The organism is Klebsiella sp. JB_Kp031, from assembly GCF_040064295.1.
In the GTDB taxonomy this organism is placed as follows: Bacteria; Pseudomonadota; Gammaproteobacteria; order Enterobacterales; family Enterobacteriaceae; genus Klebsiella; species Klebsiella quasipneumoniae.
On the sequence record NZ_JBEAJW010000038.1, the window covers coordinates 97,914 to 115,650 of the forward strand.

The following is a 17,737-nucleotide window of genomic DNA, read 5'->3' on the forward strand; positions in this document are numbered from 1 at the left end:
TTAATTAAACCAGATGCCGAGGGGCAGGGTGACATCGAGCAGGGTGTCGAAGGCGTACCATAACGACACGCCCATCGCGACGCCGGCAATGCCCGCCGCCGGCAGCGTCGCGCCGAACAGCAGACCAATGATCGCCGTCAGCAGCGCGGTGGCCAACGGAAAACCGAGCCATTCAAACCCCCAGGCGTACACCACCAGCACCACGACCATGGTCAGCAGACGCTGCAGCACATGCCGTCCCGGCCACTCGACGGCGTCCGGGCGACGCAACAGCATTAACGCCGAGCACAGCAGCATCAGGCCGATGATCCCGAGCGGGAAGGGGCGCGGGCCGACGGGTTCATAGGAGTATTCGCTATGGATCTGCCAGGCGATAAACAGACCGCCAGTACATAACAACAGCCATACTCCGGCAAAAATACGATCGCTCATGAGCGCCTCCGCGGTTTATTTTGCCAGGCCAAAGGCTTTCGCCTGTTCGCGGTAGTCGCTGACCTGCTGCTTAACGTAGGTATCGAGCGCCTTGCCGTTCATATTGAATTCAAACAGGCCGCGCAGTTCACGTTGCTTTTTGAACGCTTCGGTTTGCTGCAGTTTAGTGAATTCATCGACCCACCACTGGTACTCGGCGTCGCTGACTTTCGGGCCCATAAAGAAGCCGCGAATAATCGGCCAGACCAGGTCGTAGCCCTGCTCTTTTGCAGTGGGGACATCGGCGAGCGCGCCCGGCAGCCGTTCACTGGAGAAGACCGCCAGCACGCGGATTTTATTACCCTGCAGATAGGGCACCATCTCGCTGAGATCGCCGGAGACTGCCTGCACATGGTTACCGAGCAGCGCGGTCACCGGCTCGCCGCCGCCTTCAAAGGCGACATAGCGCATTTTATGCGGGTCGACGTTGCCTTTTTGCGCCAGCAGCGCCGCTTTCATCCAGTCCTGACTGCCGATAGAGGCCCCGGCGCCAATCACGATACTGGAGGGGTTTTTCTCCATCGCGGTCATAAACGATTTCAGATCTTTCCATGGCGAATCGGCGCGCACGGCGATCATGCCGTAGTCGGTGCCGACGCTCGCCAGCCAGCGCACGTCATCGACGCTGTAACGGCCGAATTTACCCTGCGACAGGTTTAGCAGCGAGCCGCCGGAGAAGGCGACGACGGTCCCCGGCTCTGCCGGGCGCTGGGCGACAATGGCGTTGTAGGCCACCGCGCCCACGCCGCCGGGCATATAGGTGACGCGCATCGGTTTTTCGATGGCGCCGGTTTCCATCAGGCTCACCTGAATCAGCTTACAGGTCAGGTCAAAGCCGCCGCCCGGTTTAGCAGGCGCGATACATTCGGTGCGGGACGGGGCCTCCGCGGCGAAGGCGGATGTGGTACAGAGGCACAGCGCGATGGCGCTCAGATGACGGAGAAATGGCGTTTTCATAGGCTTCCTCAGCAGGTACAGGGCAGGTTTTTTTGATTATGTGAACCGACATATGGCGATTCGGTTGCATGATTGTTAAAACAGTTACCTTTCATTTCCCTTTCAATGCGGCAGCAACGTTACAGGATGTGATATGCGTCTCTTATTAGCCGAGGATAACCGTGAGCTGGCTCACTGGCTGGAAAAAGCGCTGGTGCAGGGCGGTTTTGCCGTGGATTGTGTCGCTGACGGGCGTGCGGCCGACCATCTGCTGCAAAGCGAGCAATATGCGCTGGCGGTGCTGGATATCGGTATGCCGGGGTACGATGGCCTTGAAGTGGTCCAGCGGCTGCGCAAGCGCGGGCAGACTCTGCCGGTGCTGTTGCTGACCGCCCGCAGCGCGGTAGCGGACCGGGTGAAAGGTTTAAATGCCGGCGCGGATGATTATTTACCCAAGCCCTTTGAGCTGGAAGAGCTCGACGCCCGCCTGCGGGCGCTGCTCCGGCGCAGCGAAGGGCAGGTGCATGAGGTGCAGCAGCTTGGTGAGCTGGCGTATTGTGACGAAGGCTATTTTTTACTCCGTGGCCAGATGCTGTCTTTGACGCCGCGTGAGCTGGCGTTATTGAAGGTGCTGATGTTTCGCCGCACCCGCCCGGTTTCGCGCCAGCAGTTATTCGAACAGGTGTTCAGTCTCAGCGACGACGTCAGTCCGGAAAGCATCGAACTCTATATTCACCGTCTGCGCAAGAAACTTCAGGCGAGCAATGTGCGTATAACCACCCTGCGCGGGTTAGGCTATCTGCTTGAGTGCGAGCGCCATGAGATGGGGTAAGCCGCAATCGCTCTATGCCCAACTGTTGCTGTTTCTCGGCCTGCCGCTGGTCCTGCTGTGGGGACTCTCCGCGTTTAATAGCTACGTCAGCGCGCTGCAGGCGGCGACGCAAGCTTACGATCGTACCCTGCTGTCGTCAGCGCGGACGGTGGCCGAGCGGTTGGTGGTGCGCGGAGGACAACTGGAGGTGAATGTGCCCTGGGTGGTGCTGGACAGCTTCGAGCTCAACATGAACGATCGCCTCTATTACAAGGTGCTTGACCCGCAGGGGAAGGTCATTTCCGGCTATGACGATCTGCCCGCGATGCCGCCCTCCACCTCGCGAACTCAGCTCTATCCGGCGCTGGCATGGTTTTATCATACCGAATATCGCGGTCAGGCAATTCGCGTGGCGCGCCTGCTGCAGCCCATCAACGAAGGGGGCATCGTGGGCATGGCGGAGATCTATATTGCCGAAACGCTGCAGTCCCGCCGTTGGCTGGCTGGACAATTACTCTTCTCATCCTGGGTGTCGCAGGGCTTACTGGTCCTGTTGACGCTGGTGCTGGCAGCCTGGCTGCTGCGCCGCGTGCTGCGGCCCATGCGCCAGCTCTCCGCGCTGATGGTGCGCCGTGAACCCGGCCTGCTGACGCCGCTGCCGGAGCTGCTGCCCTGGTCAGAAACGCGGCTGCTGATTGTCGCGTTCAACCGCTATATCGATCGCCTGCGGGTGATGATCTCCCGCCAGGAGCGCTTCAGCGCCGATGCGTCCCATCAGCTGAAAACCCCGCTGGCGGTGCTGAAAACGCAGGCTTCGGTTGCGCTGGCCAGCGACGATCCGCAACTGTGGCGCGAAAGCCTGCAGGCGATGCGCGCCACGCTGGACGATACGGTCTTGTTAACGGAGCGGTTGCTGCAGCTGGCGACGGTAAAACAGCGGGATCAGGCGTTTGCGGTGATTAACTTGCCGGAAATTGTGCGCAACAGCTGCTTTTCGCGTATTGCGCAAGCGCGGAGCAAACATATCGATCTTGGCTATGAGGGCGAGCAGTCGGCGGTACAGGTGGCAGGCGATAGCGTTCTGCTGGGGGAACTGTGCGCTAACCTGCTCGACAATGCCATTCGCTATACCCCGGAATATGGTACGGTCACGCTTAGCCTGCATCGCGACGGCGACGCCGTGCTGCTCAGCGTGGAAGACAGCGGCCCGGGAATTGACGACCAGCAGGTACACCAGGCGCTGATGCCGTTTCGCCGCCTCGATAACGCGGGCGCGATACCCGGCGCCGGGCTGGGGCTGGCGCTGGTAAACGATATCGCGCGTCTGCATCGTAGCCACCTGCAGCTTTCGCGCAGCGAAAGCCTGGGCGGACTGAAGGCGACGCTGCGCCTGCCGACCGTGGCGTCAGAGTAGCCCCTTCATGCTCAGGGTGAGGCGGGTAGCGGCGTTGAGATCGTAGTTTTTAAGCTCATCCGCTTTCACCCAGGCGTAATCGTCAAACTCCTCGTTGATCGTCACGTCACGATTGGCGCTGACGCAGTCGAAGATCAGATAGATCATATAGATCGTTTCCCGGCGCCCGTCGGGATAGGTTTTCACGCGGGTATCGTCGCGGAAGCTCCATGGCGTGATACGGGTCAACTGCAGTTTTTCGCCAAGCTCCTCGCGGACTTCGCGTCGCAGCGCCTCTTCAATACTTTCCCCCGGCTCCACGCCGCCGCCGGACAAGGCCCATTGTCCGGGAAAAACGCCGCGGTCGGCAGCCATCTTGCACAACAGGTAATGGCCATCATTTTGGATTAGCGGGCAAACAATCGTCCTTTGACGCATGGTTTTTCTCCTTCAGGGGATAGGGCGGTAGGCTGATGAAACAGTTTGCGAGCCGCCTCGGTAAATCGCAACAGAAATAAAGCCCTGGCCTTGTCGAGTGCTACGTTAAGCGAAAATAACCGTATGGAGCACCGCCATGGAAAGGGCGACGAATTCCCCCTCGCCGCGCCGATCGTGCGGTGTGCCCCTTTTAACGTCAATGTATTTGGCGTAAATCATATTAAACATCAATATGAAGGACGCTGAATTCCCGACGCCCCGCACCGGCAACGTCCGATGCCGTAAAAAGACGCAACTGGTTACACTCTTGTGAAAAATCATTTCGCCAGGTCATTGATTCCTGACGAGTGCGCAGTAGAATTTTCGAGTTTTTTCGGGACTTCTTTGATTTTAATTTTCTGGATAGAGTAAATAATGAAAAAAAGCATTTTTATGGCGCTGGCTGGCGTCATGCTGGTTTCTTCGGCGGCCCATGCGATCAGCGTTACCGGCGAAGCAGGCGAGCATTACACCAACCTTGGGGTCGGCTTCGGCACCGAGTCCACCGGTCTGGCTGTTTCGGGTAACTGGTTGCACAGCGATAACGACGGCGACGCCGCGGGTTTAGGCCTGGGCCTGAATATTCCGCTGGGGCCGTTCCTCGCGACCGTGGGCGGTAAAGGGGTATACACCAACCCGAAACAGGGTGATGAAGGCTATGCGGCCGCGGTCGGCGGCGGCCTGCAGTGGAGAATCGGCGACAGCTTCCGTCTGTATGGCGACTACTACTATTCTCCAGATTCCCTCTCCAGCGGTATTGACAGCTATCAGGAAGCCAACGTCGGCGCCAGCTGGACCATTATGCGTCCGCTCAGCATCCAGGCGGGCTATCGCTATCTGAACCTGGCGGGTAAAGATGGCAACCGCGATAACACCATCGCCGACGGCCCGTACATCGGCGCCAGCGCCAGCTTCTAATCTCCTCCGGCGCGGTCTCTTCTTGCCGCGCCAGATTTTCCTCCTCGTCAGCCTCCCGCTTTGCGTTATAGTATTTGCCACCTGGCAGGCAAGGAGTGAGCAATGTTGAATGTGGAAATGCTGTCCACTGGCGATGAAGTGTTGCATGGTCAAATCGTTGACACCAATGCAGCATGGCTGGCGGATTTCTTTTTTAATCAGGGTTTACCGTTAACGCGCCGTCATACCGTCGGCGACGATCTCGATGCGCTGGTGGCGATTCTGCGCGAACGCAGCGAACAGGCGGATGTGCTGATCGTCAATGGCGGCCTCGGCCCCACCAGCGACGACCTGAGCGCGCTGGCCGCGGCCACCGCGAAAGGCGAAGGGCTTATTTTGCATCCGGAGTGGCTGGATACCATGACCCGCTTCTTTGCCGAACGTGGGCGGCCGATGGCGGAAAGCAACCGTAAGCAGGCGGAAATCCCTGCCAGCGCCGAGATGATCAATAACCCGGTGGGCACGGCCTGTGGCTTTGCCATCCAGCTCAATCGCTGCCTGATGTTTTTCACCCCCGGCGTACCCTCTGAATTTAAAGTGATGGTCGAGCAGGAGATTTTACCGCGTCTGCGCCAGCGCTTTACGCTGCCGGAGCCGCCGGTATGCCTGCGTCTGACCACCTTTGGCCGCTCGGAGAGCGAGCTGGCGCAAAGCCTCAATCCGCTGACGTTACCGCCTGGCGTCGTGATGGGCTACCGCTCGTCGATGCCGATCATTGAGCTGAAGCTGACCGGACCGGCTGAGCAGCGTGACGCCATGCTGGCTCTGTGGCCGGAAGTGCGTAAAGTGGCTGGCGACAGCCTGATTTTCGAAGGCACTGAAGGGTTACCGGCGCAGATTGCACGCTCCCTGCAGAAGCGGCAGCTGAGCCTGACGCTCAGCGAGCAGTTTACCGGCGGTCTGCTGGCGCTCCAGCTGTCCCGCGCCGGCGCGCCGCTGCTGGCCAGCGAAGTGGTCCCGGCGCAGGAGGAGACGCTGGCGCAGGCGGCCCGCTGGGCGGCCGAGCGGCGCATAAACCATTTTGCCGGCCTGGCCCTGGCGGTGAGCGGCCAGGAGAACGATCATCTTAACGTGGCCCTGGCCACCCCGGACGGCACCTTCGCGCTGCGGGTGAAGTTCAGCGTCACCCGCCACAGCCTGGCGGTACGTCAGGAAGTCTGCGCCATGATGGCATTAAACCTGCTGCGTCGCTGGCTGAATGGCCAACCGCTGGCCAGCGAACATGGCTGGATTAACGTGGTGGATTCCCTCTCGCTGTAAGTCGTTTCCCGGCGCACGGGCTTCTCCCTGGCGCCGGTTGTCCAGCCTGTTGTACTCTCCTGAAAAAATTCTGTGCGTTAAGTCGCAATTTTCCGCTGCGAACGGTCCAGCATACGGGAAAGCGATTGCCCCGCGATGTCGCTCACACTTTACCGCCCGGACAACCGCAACACTGATTCCAGTATTCAGGATTGGAGTCCAGTATGTTGGAATCAACGAAAGTCCCGGCGCTGACCCGCGCGATTGAGATCCTCAATTTAATTGGCCGCATCGGACCCTGCAGCGCGGCGACGATAATAGCGGAGCTGGGGATCCCGAAAAGCACGGTTTATCTGCTGCTGGGCGAGCTGAAAAAGCAGCGCTTCATCAGTATGGATAATCAGGATAACTACTGCCTGTGGACCAAACTGGTGGAGCTGGCCGGGCAGGCGCTAAGCAAAATGGACCTGCGCGAGCTGGCGCGGCCACGCCTGACCCGGCTGATGGATGAGTGCGGCCTGCTCTGCCATCTGGGCATTATCGATCACGGTAACGCCTACTACATTCTGAAAATTGAATCACCCGCCACCATTAGCGTGCGTTCGCACGAAGGAAAGAGCCTGTCGCTTTACCGCTCCGGGATCGGCAAATGTTTGCTGGCCTGGCAGCCCGCCGGGGTTCAGGCATCCATTATCGATGAATTGCAGTGGGAGCGGGCTACGCCAACGACCATCAGCAATGCTCAACAGCTGCGGGAGGAGCTGCGGCGGATCCGCGCCCGGGGCTGGAGCTTTGATAATGGCGAGGACTACCCGGACGTGCGCTGCGTGGCCGCCCCGGTTTTTAACGCCAATAACGACCTGACCGCCGCCATCTCGGTGGTGGGCACCCGTCTGCAAATCAATGAAGACAATCGCGATTATCTGGCCGGTAAGGCGATTGCCTGCGCGAAAGATATTTCACGACTGCTGGGGTGGAAAAGCCCCTTCGAACAACTCGCCTCATCATAAGGAGAACACCATGACCCTACCGAAAATTAAACACGTCCGTGCCTGGTTTACCGGCGGCGCCACGGCAGAGCAGGGCGCCGGCGGCGGCGATTACCACGATCAGGGGGCTAACCACTGGATTGACGATCATATCGCTACCCCGATGAGCAAATATAAACAGTATGAGCAGTCCCGCCAGTCGTTTGGCATCAACGTGCTGGGCACGCTGATTGTGGAAGTGGAGGCTGACAACGGGCAGACCGGCTTTGCTGTGTCGACGGCCGGAGAGATGGGCTGCTTTATCGTGGAGAAACATCTCAACCGCTTTATCGAAGGCAAATGCGTCAGCGATATCAAACTGATCCATGACCAGATGCTTAACGCCACCCTCTACTACGCAGGATCCGGCGGTCTGGTGATGAACACTATCTCCTGTGTCGACCTCGCGCTGTGGGATCTGTTCGGGAAAGTGGTTGGCCTGCCGGTCTACAAACTGCTGGGTGGAGCGGTGCGTGACGAAATCCAGTTCTATGCTACCGGCGCTCGTCCGGATCTGGCGCAGGAGATGGGCTTTATCGGCGGCAAAATGCCCACCCACTGGGGGCCGCACGATGGCGACGCCGGGATCCGCAAAGACGTCGCCATGGTGGCGGACATGCGCGAAAAATGCGGCCCGGATTTCTGGTTAATGCTGGACTGCTGGATGAGCCAGGACGTTAACTATGCCACCAAACTTGCCCATGCCTGCGCCCCTTACAACCTTAAGTGGATCGAAGAGTGCCTGCCGCCGCAGCAGTATGAAGGCTATCGCGAGCTGAAGCGCCAGGCGCCCGCCGGGATGATGGTGACCAGCGGCGAGCACCACGGCACCCTGCAGTCCTTCCGCACCCTGTCGGAGACCGGGATTGATATTATGCAGCCCGACGTCGGCTGGTGCGGCGGCTTAACCACGCTGGTGGAGATAGCGGCTATTGCTAAAGCGCGCGGGCAGCTGGTGGTGCCGCACGGCTCGTCGGTGTACTCACATCATGCGGTGATCACCTTCACCAACACGCCGTTCAGCGAGTTTCTGATGACCAGTCCGGACTGCGCCACGCTGCGTCCGCAGTTCGACCCGATCCTGCTCGGCGAGCCGGTGCCTGAGAGGGGGCGCATTCATAAATCGGTCCTGGATAAACCCGGCTTTGGCGTCGAGCTCAATCGCGACTGCAACCTGAAACGTCCTTATCAACACTGATCCCCCGGGCCGCCCGGCGGCCCACGCCTGAGGATATTATGATGAGCAACACTCTGCTGGAGAGCGTGGTGAAGAAAAACCGCGCCCGCTTAATCCCCTTTATGCTGGCGCTGTACGTGCTGGCGTTTCTTGACCGTTCGAATATCGGTTTCGCCAAAGAGACCTACCAGCTGGATACGGGCCTCAGCAACGAAGCCTATGCGCTGGGGGCGGGGATTTTCTTTGTGGTCTATGCCTTTCTCGGGGTACCGGCCAACCTGCTGATGCGCAAATTCGGCGCCAGAAAATGGATCGGCTGCACCACGCTGCTGTGGGGCGTGCTGTCGGCGGCGATGGCGTGGGCGGATACGGAAGCGAAATTCCTGCTGGTACGCACCCTGCTGGGCGCGGCGGAGGCGGGCTTCTTCCCCGGCATGATCTACCTCACTTCACAGTGGTTTCCCCAGCAAAACCGCGCCAGCATTATGGGGCTTTTTTATATGGGGGCGCCGCTGGCGCTGACGCTCGGTTCGCCTTTATCCGGCGCACTGCTGGAGATGCATGGGTTTATGGGCCATCCCGGCTGGTTCTGGATGTTTGTGATTGAAGGCCTGCTTGCTGTCGCCGCGGGAGCGTTCACCTTCTTCTGGCTGGACGATTCGCCGCAGTATGCCCGCTTCCTGAGCGCTGCGGAGAAACAGGCGCTGATCGGCGAGCTGGCGCGAGAGGAGGAGAAAAAGGTCACCTCGCGCCTGTCCGATGCGCTGCGTAACGGGCGGGTCTGGCAACTGGCGCTGATTTACATGACCATTCAGGTGGCGGTCTATGGCCTGATTTTCTTCCTGCCTACTCAGGTCGCCGCGCTGTTGGGCACCAAAGTCGGCTTCATTGCGTCGGTGGTGACGGCTATCCCATGGGTGGCGGCGCTGTTCGGCACCTGGCTTATCCCTCGCTACTCCGATCGCACCGGCGAGCGGCGCAATATTGCCGCGCTGACGCTGCTGGCGGCAGCGGTCGGGATTGCGGTTTCCGGGCTGGTGGCGCCGGTGCTGGCTATCATCGCGCTGTGCGTGGCGGCGGTTGGGGTGATTGCCGTGCAGCCGGTCTTCTGGACGATGCCGACGCAGCTGCTCTCCGGCACGGCGCTGGCCGCCGGGATTGGCTTCGTTAACCTGTTTGGCGCCATTGGCGGCTTTCTGGCGCCGATCGTTCGCGTGCAGGCCGAAACGCTGTTCGCCAGCAGCGCCGCCGGACTGTTAACCCTGGCCGGCGTGGCCATCGTCGGGGTGATCATCATCTTCTCATTAAGCCTCACCCGCGCGGTTCCTCAGCGCGGCAGCGTACAGCATTGATTAAAGGAATCGCTATGAACGCACTGTTATCTAACCCCTTCAAACGTGGATTATTACGCGGTGAGACGCAAATTGGCCTGTGGCTGAGCTCGACCTCCTCCTATATGGCGGAGATTGCCGCCACCTCAGGATATGACTGGCTGCTGATCGACGGCGAGCATGCCCCGAACACCATTCAGGACCTTTATCATCAGCTCCAGGCCATCGCTCCCTATGCCAGTCAGCCGGTGATCCGACCGGTGGAGGGCAGCCGCAGCCTGATAAAACAGGTGCTGGATATTGGCGCCAGAACGTTGCTGGTGCCGATGGTCGATACCGCCGAGCAGGCGCGGGAAGTCGTCTCGGCAACCCGTTATCCTCCCGTCGGTAGCCGCGGCGTCGGCGCCGGCGTGGCCCGGGCGGCACGCTGGGGCAGAGTGGAGAATTATATGGCGGAGGCGAATGACGAGCTCTGTCTGCTGATTCAGGTAGAGAGCCGAACCGCGCTGGAAAATCTGGACGCTATCCTCGAGGTGGAGGGCATTGACGGCGTATTTATCGGTCCGGCGGATCTCTCCGCTTCGCTGGGGCACCCGGACGATGCCGGCCATCCTGACGTGCAGCGGGTGATTGAGCAGAGCATCCGGCGCATTCGCGCGGCGGGAAAAGCGGCCGGATTTCTGGCGGTCGACCCGGCGATGGCGGAAAAATGTCTCGCCTGGGGGGCCAATTTCGTCGCCGTCGGGGTCGATACCATGCTCTACACCGAGGCGCTGGACCGCCGGCTGGCGATGTTTAAATCCGCCAGCGCTCAGCCGCAGGGGAAAGCGAGCTATTGACGGCGCAGGCTGGCGCCGGACTCAGGCGAGCGCCTGCGCCAGCACCGCTAGCGGATGTTCGCAGCGTTTGCTGGTGGACATTTCTATCTGCCATTTGCAGGTCTCGCAGTCGGTGACGACGATGTCGGCTCCGCTCTCCTCAATCTGACGGAACAGCGGGGCGCCGATAGCCTGGGATACCGCGTAATTCTCAGTCTTAAACCCGTAGGTGCCGGCGATGCCGCAGCACTGGGAATCCAGCACCTCCAGCTGCAGGCCGGGGATCAGCCGCAGCAGTTCGAGGGTATACAGCGACCAGCCCATTTTCTCCATATGGCACGGGGTGTGATAGACCACCTTCAGCGGCAGCCGGCGCAGCGGCAGCGTTTTGCCACTATCCAGTTGTTTCCAGATCCAGCGAGTGGCCAGTTCCACCCGGTCGCGGAGATCGCTGTTGTCAACATCCAGGAGGTGAGGGTATTCATCGCGCAGGGTAAAGGTGCAGGTCGAAGAGGTGGCAATGATCGGCAGCGCGTTTTCCCGCATCGCGGCGACGTTGCTCAGCGCCTGCTTACGCGCTTTGTCAAAAAAGCCGTTGGCGATCAGCGGCACGCCGCAGCATTTTTCCCTTGATAACAACTGCACGCCGGTGCCCAGCGCATTGACGACGCGAATCAGGTCCTTGCCCAGCTGCGGGTGGTTATAGTTGACGTAGCAACCATGAAAGAAGGCCACCTGCTCAGGGTACTGCGTCTGGTGGGCCGCGAGCTGGCGGTAAGCGCGGCGGAAGGTACCGAAGCCATATTTCGGCAGCGTGCGGCGATGATCGATATGGAGCGCTGCGTCGAGCAGGCGGCGTACCGGTTTTAAGCCGGTGGTGGCATTAACCAGTGGGGCAAAGGGGGTGGAAAGGGTGCCCATCAGGTCGGTATGGCTGAGGATGGCGTCGCGCAGGGTCGGCTTTTGCTGGCCGTACTGTGCCCGGGCGCGTTGAATGATATCGCCAATTTTCACATCCGACGGGCAGGCCACCTCACAGCGCTTGCAGTTGATGCAGTACTTGAGCGCCTCATCGTACAGCGCGCCATCCTTCAGGCGGAGGCGTTCGCCATCCGGCCCCGCCTGTTTCGGCCCGGGATAACGCGGATTGACCCGGCTTACCGGACAGGTGGTGGTACAGACCGTGCACTTAATGCAGCTTTCAAAATGGGTATCGTTCATGGCCGGCCTCCGGCAAGGGCGTGGATCTGTCTGGCGGCGTGCAGCGCGGTGACGGCACAGACCCCGCCGCCGCAGCCGAGCTGAATGGCATCGAACCCGCCGAGCAGCGAACCGATGGCGAACAGATTGCTGAACGGCTGCCCGCTCAGCAGGGGACGCAGCAGGGCATCGGTTTTCACCCCGAAGCGCTGCCACGGCTGGGAGGCAAAGAAGTCCCGCTGGTACCAGTCGTCGCGCGGCAGGGTCTGTTGCAGATCGAGACCAAGAATGGGTTCGCGCACGCTCTCCCGCGTGGCGACAAGACCGTTACTGAAAAAGCTGCCGCTGGCCAGCACGGTAAAACGCGGACGCAGCGCAATATCGCCGTGATTTCGCGTCCAGACGGCCTCGACGGCGCCCTGTCGATGGCTGATGTTCACCACTTCATCGCCGGCAAGCCAGGTGCCGCCGCCGCGAATAAACTGCCGCTGCAGCAGACTGTGCAGGCGCATCCCGGGAACCGAAGGCGGCAGCGTTGGCAGCAGACGCAGCGGGCAGGGCAGGCGCGCCTGCAGCCAGTGGTACAGGCGATCGTCGGCGAGACCAAAGCAGGCGGGCATGATCAGCAGCTCATGCTGCTGCGCCAGCGGCAGCAGCGCCGCGTGCAGGGCAGGCCAGTGGTTTTCATCGTCGAGGAGGCGGGCGATATTGGCGGCGCGAAATTCGGTGGGGTTGTCACGCAACACATCCAGCAGCGGTAACTCGATTTCCGCCGCCACGGCGGTAACGCCGGTTTGCCCGAGCGCGGCGGCGGCGAGATGCGGCTGAAAATCGGCAAAGCCGCTGATCCCCACCAGGCAGACCCCTTGTCGGGGGAGTGGCGCGACAGGCACCTCCTGCGGCGATAGCCACGCCGCGCGCAGCGTCCCCAGCGGCGTTACTCGCCGGTGCGGGTGGTGCGCGTCGCCCTGCATCACCGCCCCGCAGGTGGTCAGCAGGGCTTCAGTCTGTTTAGCGTATTCGAGCACCGCCCCGGCCCCGAGCCGGGAATAAGGGTGCTCAGGAAGCAGTTCAGCGAGCTGCTGCAGACCTTGCGCGAGGTCAGTGACGTTATCGCCGTTCGGCAGCGCCGAGAGCAGATCTAACGACGCGGAGGAAAAATGCAGCGCGCTTTGCCCGCGGCTGATGATAACGCTGCGCAGGCCGGACTGATTCAGCGTCAGGCCGCACAGCAGACCGGCCAGTCCGCCGCCGATAATCGCGCAGTCAAATTTCATCCTGATGCTCCTGTGGCAGTCCGCACAGGCCGAGGTAGACCCAGCGGGTGAATTCGCTTTCGCGCAGCGCGTCGCCCCAGGCGATGGGCTGCACGCCCTTCCAGCGTTCATTGAGAAACGCCGACAGCTGGGCCAACGACTGCGCGGGGGTGGTGACGTTAAAGCGCTGCAGCAGCCCGGCGGCGCGGCAGGCGCAGAGTTCCCCCTGGCAGGTCCCCATGCCAATCCGGGTACGGCGGCGCAGGTCGAGCAGGGTGTTGACCGCCAGATTTTCCACCGCGTATTTCACTTCACCAGCGGTGACGGCTTCGCATTCGCAGACCAGGCTACGGTGCTGGCGGCTGTCGCCAAGCCAGGCCGGAGTGCGATCGCCATGGCGGTAGACGGCAGAGCCGCGCAGCGGGCCAGGCAGGGAGATAATTTTTCGCAGGGTGCTTTCCGTCGGCTCCTGTGAGCCGGGCAGCGGGCTCTCGGCCGTGGTACAGGGGGTGGTGTTGCCCAGCTTACGACAGACGGCGTCGGTGGCCCACTCGGCCATCAGGCGATAGGTCATCAGCTTGCCGCCGGTGATGGTAATGAAGCCTTCCATGCCGTCACGCTGAGCATGGTCGAGCAGGACGATGCCGCGGCTGACGCTGCGTCCGCTGGGATCGTTGTCGCTGGCCACCAGCGGGCGGACGCCGGAGTAGGCGCGGAGGATCCGGGTGCGGCCCATGACCGGCGCCAGCTTTTCGCCTTCGCGCAGCAGGGTATCGACTTCCGCGGTCGTGACCCGGTTGTCGTCAATTTCGTCATAAGGAATATGCATCGAGGTGGTGCCGATCAGCGAGATGGTATCCCCGGGCACCAGAATATCGGCATCGGCCGGCTTACGGCAGCGGTTGATCACCAGGTTGTTAATCCGGTGGTCGAGGATCAACAGCGATCCCTTCGCCGGGAACATGGTGATGCGCAGGTCGGCATATTCCGCAATGCGCTGCCCCCAGATCCCGGCGGCATTAACCACTACCCCGGCGTACAGCGTGCGGGCCTGGTGAAGCTGACTGTCGTATACCTGGACGCCGCAGACGCGATCGCCCTGGCGCAGCAGGCCAGTGACTTCGCAGCCGGTGAGGATCTGCGCGCCGTGTTCGCGGGCGTCGAGCATATTGGCCGCGGTGAGGCGAAACGGGTCAATGGTGCCGTCCGGAACCTGCACCGCCCCCAGCAGCGCCGGGTTGACGGCGGGCTCGCGGCGCAGCGCCTCCTGCGCAGAGAGCGGCGTGGCCTCTATGCCAGCCTGCTGGCAGGCGGCGATAAAGGTCTGCTGATATGCCAGATCGTCTTCAGGCAGGGTTATGAACAGACCGCCGGCCGGTTCGATACAGTGACGGGCGATGCGGCGCAGGATGCGGTTCTCACTGATGCATTCGCGGGCGGATTCGTTGTCGGTCACCGCATAGCGGGCGCCGCTGTGCAGCAGCCCATGATTACGGCCGGTGGCCCCGGTGGCGATATCATGACGCTCAATGAGCAGTGTGCGTAATCCGCGCCGGGCGCAATCGCGGGCGATACCGGCGCCGGTTGCTCCGCCGCCGATGATAATAACCTCGCTATCCAGACGTCCCGTCATCTTCAGCTCCTTTGCTTTCGTTTAACACCATTTAGCCACAGTCTATAAGGTTATTGTTTGATTTCGAGCATATTCGCGCGTTATTTGAGCGTGTTATGTGATTTCGTGCTCACATTGGAACCTTTTGTCATATTTCTGTAACAAATTGTGCGATGTTTCACAGTATCAGCTCTACGTATTGCCTACCATCGCGGCCAGATTCGAAGTTAGTGATTAATCTGGGATTGTTGTCGTGACGTTAGTAAAAAACAGCAAGGGCCACGGAGGCTGATATGTTAAGTATTTTTAAACCCGCCGCGCATAAAGCGCGTTTGCCAGCCGCGGAGATCGACCCGCTCTATCGTCGGTTACGCTGGCAGATTTTTATCGGCATCTTCTTTGGTTATGCCGCTTACTATCTGGTTCGTAAGAACTTTGCCCTGGCGATGCCCTATCTTATCGAGCAGGGTTTCTCCCGCGGCGACCTCGGTTTCGCCCTTTCCGGCATCTCCATTGCCTACGGATTTTCGAAATTCATCATGGGATCGGTCTCTGACCGTTCGAATCCGCGCATTTTCCTGCCGGCGGGGCTGATCCTCGCCGCGCTGGTGATGCTGGTGATGGGCTTCGTACCGTGGGCCACCTCGAGCATCATGATCATGTTCGTGCTGCTGTTCCTCTGCGGCTGGTTCCAGGGGATGGGCTGGCCGCCGTGCGGCCGTACCATGGTCCACTGGTGGTCGCAGAAAGAGCGTGGCGGAATTGTTTCAGTGTGGAACTGCGCGCATAACGTCGGCGGCGGGATCCCGCCGCTGTTGTTCCTGTTAGGTATGGCCTGGTTTAATGACTGGCACGCGGCGCTCTATATGCCGGCGTTCGCCGCTATCCTGCTGGCGATTTTCGCCTTTGCGATGATGCGCGATACTCCGCAATCCTGCGGCCTGCCGCCAATCGAAGAATATAAAAATGACTACCCGGACGATTACAGCGAAGAGCATGAACAAGAGCTGACGGCGAAGCAGATCTTTATGCAGTACATTCTGCCGAACAAGCTGCTGTGGTACATCGCGGTCGCCAACGTCTTCGTTTATCTGCTGCGCTACGGCATTCTCGACTGGTCGCCGACCTACCTGAAAGAGGTGAAGCACTTCGCGCTGGATAAATCCTCCTGGGCCTACTTCCTGTACGAGTACGCCGGGATCCCGGGCACCCTGCTGTGCGGCTGGATGTCGGATAAGGTGTTTAAAGGCAACCGCGGCGCCACCGGCGTGTTCTTTATGACCCTGGTGACCATCGCTACCATCGTGTACTGGCTGAACCCGGCGGGTAACCCGGGCGTGGATATGGCCTGTATGATTATTATCGGCTTCCTGATCTACGGCCCGGTGATGCTGATTGGTCTGCATGCGCTGGAGCTGGCGCCGAAGAAAGCTGCCGGTACCGCGGCAGGCTTCACCGGTCTGTTCGGTTATCTCGGCGGCTCCGTGGCCGCGAGCGCCATCGTCGGCTACACCGTCGATTTCTTCGGCTGGGACGGCGGCTTTATGGTAATGATCGGCGGCAGTGTGCTGGCGGTCGTCCTGCTGGTTATCGTGATGCTCGGTGAACGCCGTCATCATCAACAGCTGAAACAAGCCTAAGGAGCGGCGATGAACATGAAACTCACCGCGTTAATGAGCAGCATGATGTTGGTCGGTTCGGCACTGTGCTCCAGTGTCGTCGCGGCAGAAAAAATGGTTATCGCCCACCGGGGCGCCAGCGGTTATCTGCCTGAGCATACCCTGCCGGCGAAAGCGATGGCCTACGCGCAGGGGGCGGATTACCTTGAGCAAGACCTGGTGATGACCAAAGACGACCGGCTGGTGGTGTTGCACGACCATTATCTCGACCGGGTGACCGACGTCGCTCAGCGCTTCCCGCAGCGGGCGCGTCAAGATGGCCGTTTCTATGCCTTCGACTTTACCCTGGCCGAGATTAAGTCGCTGAAGTTTACCGAAGGCTTTGAGCCGAAAGATGGCAAGAACGTGCAAACCTACCCCGGGCGTTTCCCGATGGGCAAATCCGATTTCCGCATTCATACCTTTGAAGAGGAGATTGAGTTTGTCCAGGGGCTGAACCATTCCACCGGCAAAAACATCGGTATTTACCCGGAAATCAAAGCGCCGTGGTTCCACCATCAGGAAGGCAAAGATATTGCAGCCAGCACCCTGAAAGTGCTGAAAGAGTATGGCTACACCAGCAAGCAGGATAAGGTCTATCTGCAGTGCTTTGACGCCAACGAGCTGAAGCGCATTAAAAATGAGCTGGAGCCGAAGATGGGCATGGATCTTAATCTGGTGCAGCTCATCGCCTATACCGACTGGAATGAAACCCAGCAGAAACAGGCCGATGGCCAATGGGTGAACTACAGCTATGACTGGATGTTCAAGCCGGGGGCTATGGCGCAGATTGCACAGTACGCCGACGGCATTGGTCCGGATTACCATATGCTGGTGGCGGAAGGCTCAAAGCCGGGGGCGGTGAAGTTGACGGCGATGGTGAAAGAGGCGCACGCCAGCCATCTGCAGGTGCATCCGTACACCGTGCGCGCGGATCAGTTGCCGGAGTACGCGACTAACGTTAATCAGCTCTATGACCTGCTGTATAACCAGGCGGGCGTCGACGGCTTGTTTACCGATTTCCCGGATAAAGCAGTGCAGTTCCTGGACGCTAAACGCTAAAAAGCCGGGTGGCGGTTGCGCCTTACCCGGCGTACGAACTGCGGTTTTGTTGACACGGTTCTCGGCGTGCAACGATTTCGACCCGGGAATAACGTTTGTTCTATGATATTTCCTGGAAGATTGTGCTCCGGATATTTCTTCTGCGTTATGCCTTTCATAGCGCAGGGAGCGCACAGGGGGAGGCCAGTCGCCGCCTCCCCCTGTACCCCCGGGCTCCGGCCAGCAAAATCGCCGCTGCGCGGTCCCTTCGACTTATCCCTGCAAGCTTCGGATCGGGCCGAGGCAGCGTCCATGCAAAACACGGCCCTCAG

Annotated in this window: 16 protein-coding genes; 10 read left to right on the forward strand and 6 right to left on the reverse strand. The window is 60.3% G+C overall.

Annotation, left to right across the window (positions count from 1 at the left end; all coding sequences use genetic code 11):
- Positions 1-432, reverse strand: coding sequence for a tripartite tricarboxylate transporter TctB family protein (locus tag ABLV64_RS17735; RefSeq protein ID WP_004201725.1), 432 nt, complete (start codon positions 430-432; stop codon positions 1-3).
- A 15-nt stretch (positions 433-447) separates the two neighbouring features.
- A complete protein-coding gene (locus ABLV64_RS17740; protein ID WP_288466169.1) occupies positions 448-1,428 on the reverse strand; it encodes a tripartite tricarboxylate transporter substrate binding protein in 981 nt (326 codons plus the stop codon).
- A gap of 133 nt (positions 1,429-1,561) precedes the next feature.
- On the opposite strand from ABLV64_RS17740, the gene tctD reads away from it, so the two are divergent.
- The gene (gene tctD, locus ABLV64_RS17745; RefSeq protein WP_004201723.1) at positions 1,562-2,239 is read left to right on the forward strand and encodes a transcriptional regulator TctD; all 678 of its coding nucleotides are present in this window, start codon (positions 1,562-1,564) and stop codon (positions 2,237-2,239) included.
- Positions 2,226-3,632 (forward strand): sensor histidine kinase, encoded by a 1,407-nt coding sequence (locus ABLV64_RS17750; RefSeq protein ID WP_032456424.1) that lies wholly within the window; start codon positions 2,226-2,228, stop codon positions 3,630-3,632. The genes tctD and ABLV64_RS17750 overlap by 14 nt, the downstream gene beginning before the upstream one ends.
- On the opposite strand, the gene nudI is transcribed toward ABLV64_RS17750, so the two are convergent.
- Positions 3,624-4,049: a nucleoside triphosphatase NudI gene (gene nudI / locus ABLV64_RS17755; protein ID WP_348843035.1), complete on the reverse strand. Its 426-nt coding sequence runs from the start codon at positions 4,047-4,049 to the stop codon at positions 3,624-3,626. The genes ABLV64_RS17750 and nudI overlap by 9 nt on opposite strands.
- 414 nt (positions 4,050-4,463) lie before the next feature.
- On the opposite strand from nudI, the gene ABLV64_RS17760 reads away from it, so the two are divergent.
- The 6 genes from ABLV64_RS17760 (at position 4,464) to yfaU (ending at position 10,659) form a co-directional block, all read left to right on the forward strand.
- Positions 4,464-5,006 carry a YfaZ family outer membrane protein gene (locus ABLV64_RS17760; protein WP_064178363.1) on the forward strand — a complete coding sequence of 181 codons (543 nt, stop codon included), beginning with the start codon at positions 4,464-4,466 and terminating at the stop codon, positions 5,004-5,006.
- 102 nt (positions 5,007-5,108) lie between these two features.
- The gene (locus tag ABLV64_RS17765; protein ID WP_064178364.1) at positions 5,109-6,305 is read left to right on the forward strand and encodes a nicotinamide mononucleotide deamidase-related protein YfaY; all 1,197 of its coding nucleotides are present in this window, start codon (positions 5,109-5,111) and stop codon (positions 6,303-6,305) included.
- A 203-nt stretch (positions 6,306-6,508) separates the two neighbouring features.
- Positions 6,509-7,294, forward strand: coding sequence for an IclR family transcriptional regulator (locus ABLV64_RS17770; protein WP_048325206.1), 786 nt, complete (start codon positions 6,509-6,511; stop codon positions 7,292-7,294).
- A 10-nt stretch (positions 7,295-7,304) separates the two neighbouring features.
- Complete coding sequence (gene rhmD / locus ABLV64_RS17775) at positions 7,305-8,510, forward strand: L-rhamnonate dehydratase (RefSeq protein WP_017899291.1); 1,206 nt, start codon at positions 7,305-7,307, stop codon at positions 8,508-8,510.
- 41 nt (positions 8,511-8,551) lie between these two features.
- Positions 8,552-9,841: an MFS transporter gene (locus ABLV64_RS17780; protein ID WP_163619429.1), complete on the forward strand. Its 1,290-nt coding sequence runs from the start codon at positions 8,552-8,554 to the stop codon at positions 9,839-9,841.
- Positions 9,842-9,855: 14 nt separating this feature from the next.
- A complete protein-coding gene (yfaU, locus tag ABLV64_RS17785; RefSeq protein WP_004201703.1) occupies positions 9,856-10,659 on the forward strand; it encodes a 2-keto-3-deoxy-L-rhamnonate aldolase in 804 nt (267 codons plus the stop codon).
- Positions 10,660-10,680: 21 nt separating this feature from the next.
- On the opposite strand, the gene glpC is transcribed toward yfaU, so the two are convergent.
- From glpC to glpA, 3 genes are read right to left on the reverse strand one after another with little or no spacing between them, the layout of a single operon-like run.
- A complete protein-coding gene (glpC, locus tag ABLV64_RS17790; protein WP_135722270.1) occupies positions 10,681-11,859 on the reverse strand; it encodes an anaerobic glycerol-3-phosphate dehydrogenase subunit GlpC in 1,179 nt (392 codons plus the stop codon).
- Positions 11,856-13,115, reverse strand: a complete 1,260-nt coding sequence (gene glpB, locus ABLV64_RS17795; protein WP_049092580.1) for a glycerol-3-phosphate dehydrogenase subunit GlpB — start codon at positions 13,113-13,115, stop codon at positions 11,856-11,858. The genes glpC and glpB overlap by 4 nt, the downstream gene beginning before the upstream one ends.
- Positions 13,105-14,727, reverse strand: a complete 1,623-nt coding sequence (gene glpA / locus ABLV64_RS17800; RefSeq protein ID WP_004201696.1) for an anaerobic glycerol-3-phosphate dehydrogenase subunit A — start codon at positions 14,725-14,727, stop codon at positions 13,105-13,107. The genes glpB and glpA overlap by 11 nt, the downstream gene beginning before the upstream one ends.
- Before the next feature lie 272 nt (positions 14,728-14,999).
- On the opposite strand from glpA, the gene glpT reads away from it, so the two are divergent.
- Positions 15,000-16,346, forward strand: coding sequence for a glycerol-3-phosphate transporter (glpT, locus tag ABLV64_RS17805; RefSeq protein WP_004201695.1), 1,347 nt, complete (start codon positions 15,000-15,002; stop codon positions 16,344-16,346).
- Between the two features lie 9 nt (positions 16,347-16,355).
- Positions 16,356-17,426 (forward strand): glycerophosphodiester phosphodiesterase, encoded by a 1,071-nt coding sequence (gene glpQ, locus ABLV64_RS17810; RefSeq protein WP_339110533.1) that lies wholly within the window; start codon positions 16,356-16,358, stop codon positions 17,424-17,426.
- Positions 17,427-17,737 lie beyond the last annotated feature (311 nt).

Bases quoted from the DNA above. Each gene is read 5' to 3' on its own strand.
- ABLV64_RS17735 (WP_004201725.1), bottom strand. From the start codon at position 432: ATGAGCGATCGTATTTTTGCCGGAGTATGGCTGTTGTTATGTACTGGC.
- ABLV64_RS17740 (WP_288466169.1), bottom strand. From the start codon at position 1,428: ATGAAAACGCCATTTCTCCGTCATCTGAGCGCCATCGCGCTGTGCCTC.
- tctD (WP_004201723.1), top strand. From the start codon at position 1,562: ATGCGTCTCTTATTAGCCGAGGATAACCGTGAGCTGGCTCACTGGCTG.
- ABLV64_RS17750 (WP_032456424.1), top strand. From the start codon at position 2,226: ATGAGATGGGGTAAGCCGCAATCGCTCTATGCCCAACTGTTGCTGTTT.
- nudI (WP_348843035.1), bottom strand. From the start codon at position 4,049: ATGCGTCAAAGGACGATTGTTTGCCCGCTAATCCAAAATGATGGCCAT.
- ABLV64_RS17760 (WP_064178363.1), top strand. From the start codon at position 4,464: ATGAAAAAAAGCATTTTTATGGCGCTGGCTGGCGTCATGCTGGTTTCT.
- ABLV64_RS17765 (WP_064178364.1), top strand. From the start codon at position 5,109: ATGTTGAATGTGGAAATGCTGTCCACTGGCGATGAAGTGTTGCATGGT.
- ABLV64_RS17770 (WP_048325206.1), top strand. From the start codon at position 6,509: ATGTTGGAATCAACGAAAGTCCCGGCGCTGACCCGCGCGATTGAGATC.
- rhmD (WP_017899291.1), top strand. From the start codon at position 7,305: ATGACCCTACCGAAAATTAAACACGTCCGTGCCTGGTTTACCGGCGGC.
- ABLV64_RS17780 (WP_163619429.1), top strand. From the start codon at position 8,552: ATGAGCAACACTCTGCTGGAGAGCGTGGTGAAGAAAAACCGCGCCCGC.
- yfaU (WP_004201703.1), top strand. From the start codon at position 9,856: ATGAACGCACTGTTATCTAACCCCTTCAAACGTGGATTATTACGCGGT.
- glpC (WP_135722270.1), bottom strand. From the start codon at position 11,859: ATGAACGATACCCATTTTGAAAGCTGCATTAAGTGCACGGTCTGTACC.
- glpB (WP_049092580.1), bottom strand. From the start codon at position 13,115: ATGAAATTTGACTGCGCGATTATCGGCGGCGGACTGGCCGGTCTGCTG.
- glpA (WP_004201696.1), bottom strand. From the start codon at position 14,727: ATGACGGGACGTCTGGATAGCGAGGTTATTATCATCGGCGGCGGAGCA.
- glpT (WP_004201695.1), top strand. From the start codon at position 15,000: ATGTTAAGTATTTTTAAACCCGCCGCGCATAAAGCGCGTTTGCCAGCC.
- glpQ (WP_339110533.1), top strand. From the start codon at position 16,356: ATGAACATGAAACTCACCGCGTTAATGAGCAGCATGATGTTGGTCGGT.